This is a genomic window from Caloranaerobacter longqiensis, assembly GCF_050286925.1.
Classification (GTDB): domain Bacteria; phylum Bacillota; class Clostridia; order Tissierellales; family Thermohalobacteraceae; genus Caloranaerobacter.
Window position 1 is genome coordinate 283,834 of record NZ_JBFWFX010000002.1, and the last position, 7,795, is coordinate 291,628.

Annotated in this window: 6 protein-coding genes and 1 rRNA gene; all 7 read left to right on the top strand. The window is 29.4% G+C overall.

All coding sequences use genetic code 11. The features are described from left to right. Positions 1–28: 28 nt before the first annotated feature. Positions 29–1,834: a B12-binding domain-containing radical SAM protein gene (locus AB4Y15_RS03325; RefSeq protein ID WP_427338446.1), complete on the top strand. Its 1,806-nt coding sequence runs from the start codon at positions 29–31 to the stop codon at positions 1,832–1,834. Continuing rightward, positions 1,818–2,582 (top strand): hypothetical protein, encoded by a 765-nt coding sequence (locus AB4Y15_RS03330; RefSeq protein ID WP_427338448.1) that lies wholly within the window; start codon positions 1,818–1,820, stop codon positions 2,580–2,582. Before AB4Y15_RS03325 ends, AB4Y15_RS03330 begins: the two co-directional genes overlap by 17 nt. A 28-nt stretch (positions 2,583–2,610) precedes the next feature. Further along, complete coding sequence (locus AB4Y15_RS03335; protein ID WP_427338449.1) at positions 2,611–3,750, top strand: tetratricopeptide repeat protein; 1,140 nt, start codon at positions 2,611–2,613, stop codon at positions 3,748–3,750. Positions 3,751–3,914: 164 nt separating this feature from the next. After that, positions 3,915–4,823 carry a bifunctional enoyl-CoA hydratase/phosphate acetyltransferase gene (locus AB4Y15_RS03340; RefSeq protein WP_427338450.1) on the top strand — a complete coding sequence of 303 codons (909 nt, stop codon included), beginning with the start codon at positions 3,915–3,917 and terminating at the stop codon, positions 4,821–4,823. A 22-nt stretch (positions 4,824–4,845) separates the two neighbouring features. Continuing rightward, on the top strand, positions 4,846–6,621 hold the full coding sequence (iorA, locus tag AB4Y15_RS03345; RefSeq protein ID WP_427338451.1) for an indolepyruvate ferredoxin oxidoreductase subunit alpha: 1,776 nt from the start codon (positions 4,846–4,848) through the stop codon (positions 6,619–6,621). A 1-nt stretch (position 6,622) separates the two neighbouring features. After that, a complete protein-coding gene (locus AB4Y15_RS03350) occupies positions 6,623–7,198 on the top strand; it encodes an indolepyruvate oxidoreductase subunit beta (protein WP_427338452.1) in 576 nt (191 codons plus the stop codon). A 364-nt stretch (positions 7,199–7,562) separates the two neighbouring features. Continuing rightward, a 16S ribosomal RNA gene (locus AB4Y15_RS03355) occupies positions 7,563–7,795 on the top strand; the annotation flags it as partial.

A 7,795-nucleotide genomic window follows, 5' to 3' on the forward strand; every position in this document is an offset into this window, starting at 1 on the left:
TATGAGTATGAGAAGGAAGGTACGATAAATGAATATAGTAATATCTACGCTAAATTCAAAATATATTCACTCTTCTTTATCAATCAGGTATTTAAAGAGTTACTGTATGGATTTATTTAACAATATTAAACTTATGGAGTTTACAATTAATCAGAATAGTGAGTATATTACAGGGGAGATTTTCAAACATGCACCTGATGTTTTAGCTTTTTCGTGTTACATTTGGAATATTGAAAAGACTCTAGAAATTTGTGAAAGATTGAAAATTGTAAGACCACAAACTAAGATTATATTAGGTGGACCAGAGGTTTCTTTTGATGGAGATGAATTATTAAGAAAATATGATTTTATCGACTTTGTAATATATGGAGAAGGGGAAGAAACATTTAAGGAATTATTACAGTACCTAGATGAAGGTATAGAGAATTATGATAATATAAAAGGATTAATATTTAGAGAAGATGAAAGAATAATTGTAAATAGTCCTAGACCTTTGATTTCTAATCTTGATATGATTCCATCTCCATATGAAGGTGATCTAAATGAATTTAAAGATAAAATTGTATATTTTGAAAGCTCTAGAGGATGCCCTTTTAATTGTCAATTTTGCTTATCATCAACTATAAAAGGAGTAAGATATTTTACTCTCGATAGAGTAAAAGAAGATTTGCTAAAACTTATTAAGGCAGGAGTAAAGCAGGTAAAATTTGTAGATAGGACTTTTAATGCAAAAAAGGACTATGCTCTTGAAATTATGAAATTTATAATGGCACAAAATGTAAAGAATATAAATTTTCATTTTGAAGTTACAGCACACCTTTTAGATGATGAGATGTTAGATTTTCTTAAATGTGTGCCAGAAGGTCTATTTCAGTTTGAAATAGGAGTCCAGTCAACTAATGATAAAACGTTAGAAGCTATTAGTAGAAAAACTAATTTTGATAAATTGAGTAAGGTTGTAAAAAAAATAAAAAGTTATAAAAATATTCATCAACATTTGGATTTAATAGCCGGTTTGCCATATGAAGATTATAATAGTTTCAAAAAATCATTCAATGATGTATATAATTTGCAACCAGACATGCTTCAATTAGGTTTTTTAAAACTTCTTAAAGGTTCAGGATTGAGAAGAGATAGAGAAAAATACGGATTTAAGTTTTTAGATAAGCCCCCTTATGAGGTACTTGAAAATAACTATATAAGTTATGAAGAAATGTTAAAATTAAAATCTATTGAGGATTTGTTAGAAAAATATTCAAACAGCAGAAGCTTTGAAAATAGTTTAAAATATGTTATTAAAAATTATTATGAGACACCCTTTGATTTTTTTGAAGATTTTAGTAGTTATTGGGAACAGCATAAACTTGATTCGATTTCTCATAGTAAGGCTAGTTTATATAAGATATTCTATAATTATTATTTTGATAGGATAAATATAAATATAGAGATATTTAGAGAATTGTTAAAATATGATTTTTTACTTAATAATAAAACCTCTAATTTACCTGAGTTTATGAAGTCAGATAAGAAAATTAATGATAGAAATACTGCTCATAAATTTTTGCAAAATGAATTGTATGTTAATAAATACTTGAAAGAATTTGCAAATATTCCAGCTAAAAAAATAATTAATAAGGTTCATTTTGAAGTATTTATATTGGATATATTGGATTTCATAAAAAATAATTTTGAAATAGATAAAGTATTATATAAAGAAAGTATTGTGCTTTTTAAATATAATGAAGACAAAAAAGTATTTAATAAAGTTGCTGTATATAATGTAACTGAAGAAATAAAAAAAATAAGGAGTGAAAGTATTGGAAATAATAAATGATTTAATTTATATTAATAAAACTGCATTAAAGAAATCATATAATCTTATATTGAAAAATTGGACATTAATTTTTACAGGAATAGTTTATTCAGTTTTAAATCTTATGTTATTTATATTAGTAGGAATATTATTTAGAGGGGTTTTGTCAATAATTGCTGGATTTGTTTTGGTATTAGCTATAAGTTCTTTTATATCTGATTATTTATATCTTTTATACAATGTAGTTGTATATGGGAAATTTACTTTAAACGATTTTAAATATGGATTTAAAGCTTTTGTTTGGAAGATATATGGAATATTCTTTATAGGATGGATGGCAAGTTATATTTTAAGTTTATTTATTAGATCTATTTCATCAAGTTTTATTCCTAATATGATTATTAGTTTTATCATTAATTTATTGATTTTCATATTTTTAAATCCACTGCCAGAAACTATCTATTTAAAAGATTTATCATCTTGGGATTCTATACAGTATTCTTATCATTTTATTAAAGAAAATTTTATCCAATGGTTTGTATCGAATTCTGTATTTATTTTGATGATTTATTTTTTAACAGGAAAAATTTTAGGTAATGTATTTATGATACATATAAAATTAAAAGTAAGTTTGACTTTAGGAAGTATTTTAATGTATTTAATTGGACAAGTGGTATTTACTTATATGATGATTTATAGAGGAGTATTATTCGATATATTGAGTACAAGTACAATAAGAAAGAGAAAATTCATGAGAGATTTGTATTAATAAATAACTTGTGAAAAGGTGATGAATAATGAGGGAAATTGAGAAGTTTTTCAAAGAAAAAACTGAGAATTTAACTTTTATTGAATTAAAACCAGGTGCAAAAACTAAATTTAACAAATTTAAATTAGATTCAAATATACCTTTGCCTATTTTAGTAGATGAGTTGATTACGGAGATAAAGGAAAGAAGAGCTCAAGATGAAATAAAAGTTTCTTCAATAATCAGAGGTATGATATATACAATTGGCGTTGATCCTAATTTTCCATATATTGATAAATATAAAGATATTTTATACGGTTTTGATGAAAAAATTGAAGATTTTATATTATATAATGGTGTGAAATTTATTAAAGAAGGTTTGCTTGATGATGGTTTAATATATCTGAGAGCATTGATAACATTAAATAAAAAAAATGTGGACGGATTATATAATTATGGAGTAGCTTTAGAAGAAAGAGCTAAAAAATATTTAGAATTAAGAGATGAAAAAAGAGCTAAGATATTTATAAATGAGTCAACAAGACAATTTGAAGATATACTTGAAATAGATACTGATTATTCTCTGGCATATTATAAACTTGGTTATCATTATAGATTAAACAAGCAATTTATTAAATGTAAGATTATTTGGGAAAAGTTTTTGACGTTAAGTGAAAACGAAGAGCTAAAAGAAGAAATAAAACTAAATCTTTTAGAAATACAGGATGATATAACTTATGAAGAAGGATATAACGAAATATTTACTGGAAACCCTGTAAAAGGACTTGAAAAGTTATTACCTCTGAAAGAAAAATATACAGATTGGTGGAATTTATTATTTATAATAGGTTTAGGATATAGACAGATAGGTGATTTTGTTAAAGCAAAGGAAGAATTCGAAAATGTACTAAGTATAATACCAGGTCAAGTGGATGCATTAAATGAATTAGGCCTTTGTTTAGCAAATTTAGGACAATATGAAGAAGCTATTGAAAAGTTTACAGAAGCCTACAAAAAGAGGCCTAAAGATTATGAAATATTATGTAATAGGGGTATGACATATCTTCAAATGGGTATTTTAGATAAAGCTAAAGAAGACATACAAAAAGCATATGATGAAAATCCTTTAGATGAAATAACTATAGCATGTATGAAGGAAATTGAGAGGATAGAGGGAATGACTCGATAGTCATTCCCTCTTTTGTACGATTATTGTTTAAAATAATCTAAATATTAAAATAATTTAATAGTTAATATAATAAGAATAAAATAAAAATATAGTAAAATTGTGATAAAATATAAATGAGTTTTGTTTTTGATTGTAGGAAAACGATATCATGAGGGGTGAAGACCGTGATAAAGAGTTTAAAAGAATTATTGAGTATTGCTAAAGGGCAAAAGAAGATGAAACTTGCTGTAGCGGCTTCTCAAGATTATGAAGTTTTAAAAGCTGTATGTGATGCGGCTAATGATGGGATTGTAGAACCAATTCTTATTGGAGATATTGAAGAGACAACAAATATAGCTAGTAAATATGGTTTAGATATTGAGAAGTTTGAGAAAGTTGATATAAAAGACTTAGCTGAGACGGCTAAGACTGCAGTTTTATATGTGAATCAAGGAAAAGCGGATTTTGTAATGAAAGGGTTAATTGATACGTCTATCCTTCTAAAAGAAGTATTAAATAAGGAATATGGTTTAAGAACAGATAGTTTATTAAGTCATGTAATGGTATATGAAGTGCCAACTTATCATAAGTTACTTTTCTTAACTGATGGTGGTATGAATATTGCGCCTGGATTAGAAGAAAAGATTAAAATTGTAAAAAATGCAATTAAAGCTTGTAGAGCTTTAGGATATGAAACTATAAAAATAGCTGCATTAGCAGCAAAAGAGAAAGTTTCACCTAAAATGCCAGCTACTGTTGATGCTAATAGTTTAAAAGAATTAGGAGAAAACAACGAATTTGGTGAAGGGGTAATTATTGAAGGTCCTTTAGCACTAGATTTAGCTATATCTAAAGAAGCAGCAAGAATTAAAAAGTTTGAAAGCGAAGTTGCAGGGGATGCAGATGTATTACTTATGCCAAATATTGAAATGGGTAATGGTGTAGGTAAGAGCTTAACTTATTTTGCTAAAGCTCAATCAGCAGGAATTATTATGGGTGCTAAAGTACCAGTTGTATTAGTTTCAAGAGCGGATACTCATGAAGCTAAATTGAATTCGATAGCTTTAGGTAGTGTAATAGCTGCGAACAGATAAAAAATGTAAAGGGGTGTGAAAAATGAAAAGACTATTAACTGGTAATGAAGCTGTAGCTCGTGGCGCATATGAAGCAGGAGTTACTGTAGCTTCAGCTTATCCTGGTACTCCTAGTACGGAGATACTAGAAAACATAGCAAAATATAAAGAAATTTATTCAGAATGGGCACCAAATGAAAAAGTTGCTTTAGAAGTAGCAATTGGTGCATCAATAGCAGGAGCAAGATCAATTGCAGCTATGAAACACGTAGGTGTTAACGTAGCAGCAGACCCTTTGTTTACTTTTGCATATACTGGAGTAAATGGAGGGTGCATTTTAGTAACAGCAGATGATCCTGGTATGCACAGTTCACAAAACGAACAAGATAACAGATATTATGCAAAATCAGCAAAATTAGTAATGCTTGAGCCAAGCGATAGCCAAGAAGCTAAAGACTTTGTTAAATTAGGATATGAAATAAGTGAAAAATTTGATATTCCAATTCTTTTGAGACTAACTACAAGAATATGCCATAGTAAAACTTTAGTTGAACTAGAAGAAAGACAAGAAGTAGGAATTAAAGAATATAATAAAAATATTGCTAAATATGTAGCTACACCAGCTAATGGTAGAGTACTACATGTAAAATTAGAGGAAAAATTAAAGAAATTAGAAGAATACAGTAATAACACACCAATAAATAAAGTTGAATTTAACGATAAGAGTATAGGTATTATTACATCAGGTGTTGCTTATCAATATGCTAAAGAAGTTTTTGGAGATAGTGCTTCTTACTTAAAACTAGGTATGACATTCCCACTACCAAAACAAAAAATTAGAGAGTTTGCCAAGCAGGTAGATAAATTATATGTAATTGAAGAATTAGAACCATATTTAGAAACTGAAATTAAAGCAATGGGTATAGATGTTATTGGAAAAGAACTTATACCAAATATCGGTGAGCTTAATCCTGATATAATCAGAGAAGCACTATTAGGTGAAAAAAGAGAAATTATTGAAATGAATAGTGAAAAAATTGTTTCTAGACCACCTACAATGTGTGCAGGTTGTCCACATAGAGGATTATTCTACGTATTAAGTAAAAAGAAGAATGTTGTAATAACTGGGGATATAGGATGTTATACTCTTGGTTCAGCTCCACCATTAGAAACTATGGATACTTGTATCTGTATGGGCGCAAGTGTAAGTGCAGGACATGGATTTAGTAAAGCATTTGAAGTTAATGGAAAAGAGGCTAAAGTATTTGGAGTTATAGGAGACTCTACGTTCTTCCATTCAGGTATTACTGGGCTTATAGATATTGTATACAATAAAGGTAATGCAGCAACTATTATACTTGACAATAGAATAACAGGAATGACTGGACACCAAGAGAATCCAGGTACTGGTTATACATTGATGGGTGAAGTAACAGAACAGATAGATTTAGTAAAAATCTGTGAAGCTATTGGAGTTAAACATATTGAAGTTATTAATCCATTAGACTTAAAACAAACTGAAAAAGCTATAGATAAGGCGATTAATACTGATGAACCTGTAGTTATCATAACTAAGTGGCCATGTGTTCTTAAAAAGTCACCAAAAGAAGAAATTGAAGAATATGGATTAGATCAGAGAAAAATATGTACAGTAGAATCAGATAAGTGCAAGAAATGTAAACTTTGCTTAAAAGTAGGATGTCCTGCTATATCATTTGAAGAAGGCGTTGGAGCAATTATTGATGATACAATGTGTGTAGGCTGTGATGTATGTCTTCAGGTATGTCCATTCAATGCAATAGTAAAGGTGGGTGAGTAATATGTCAGAAACTAAGAACATATTATTAGTTGGAGTTGGCGGACAAGGTATAATTCTTGCGAGTAAAGTACTTTCTAAAGGTTTAGTTGATGCTGGCTTTGATGTAAAAATGTCAGAAGTCCACGGAATGGCGCAAAGAGGAGGTAGTGTTACTACTCAAGTTCGTTATGGTGAAAAGGTGTACTCTCCTATAATTGGAAAAGGTCAGGCTGATATTCTGGTAGCTTTTGAAAAAATGGAAGCTATGAGATGGATTGAATATCTTAAACCAAGTGGAAAGCTTGTTATAAATAATTATTCTATTCCTTCAGTACCAGTATTGATTGGTCAAGTTAAATATCCTGAGAATATTATTGAGGAATTAAAAGAAAAAGTAGATACAACTGTAATAGATGCAGCAAATGCAGCTAGGGAATTAGGAAACATTAGAACTCAAAATATAATTATGTTAGGGGCTTTAGTAAAAGCATTAAATATTACTGAAGTAAATTGGGAAGAAGCAATTAAAGATACGGTTAAAGAGAAATATGTAGACATAAACTTAAAAGCGTTTAATAGGGGTATGGAGTTAGTTTAGGGTAGGTATCAATCTACCCTTTTATTTTTTTAGTCTAATATATTAGAAAAATAGAGAGATATTTAATGGATAAAAGAGAAAAGGCATATTATTTTAAAATAATTAGTTATTTCGGGTATAAAATTAGATTGAAGTGAAATAATAAATATGCTATATTACTACTTGTCGTTGCGAGAGCGCGAAAAATTAAAAATGGATAAGAACAAAAAAAGTTCTTGACATAGATAAATAAATCTGCTATAGTATTAAGAGTCGGCGGCAAAAGCCGATAAAAAAGATTTGATAAAGAAGATTTGGTCTTTGAAAACTGAACAGTGCGGAGACAGGATTACAAGCTAACAGCTGATAGCTGAGGAACAAGTTTTTCCTTGAGAGTTTGATCCTGGCTCAGGACGAACGCTGGCGGCGTGCCTAACACATGCAAGTCGAGCGGGTAGGTACTTTAATGAACCTTCGGGGGGATTTAAAGTACCGAAAGCGGCGGACGGGTGAGTAACGCGTGGGAAACCTGCCCTATGCAGGGGGATAGCCTCGGGAAACCGGGATTAATACCCCATAAAACTCTAACACCGCATGGTGTGTGAGTCAAAGCTCCGG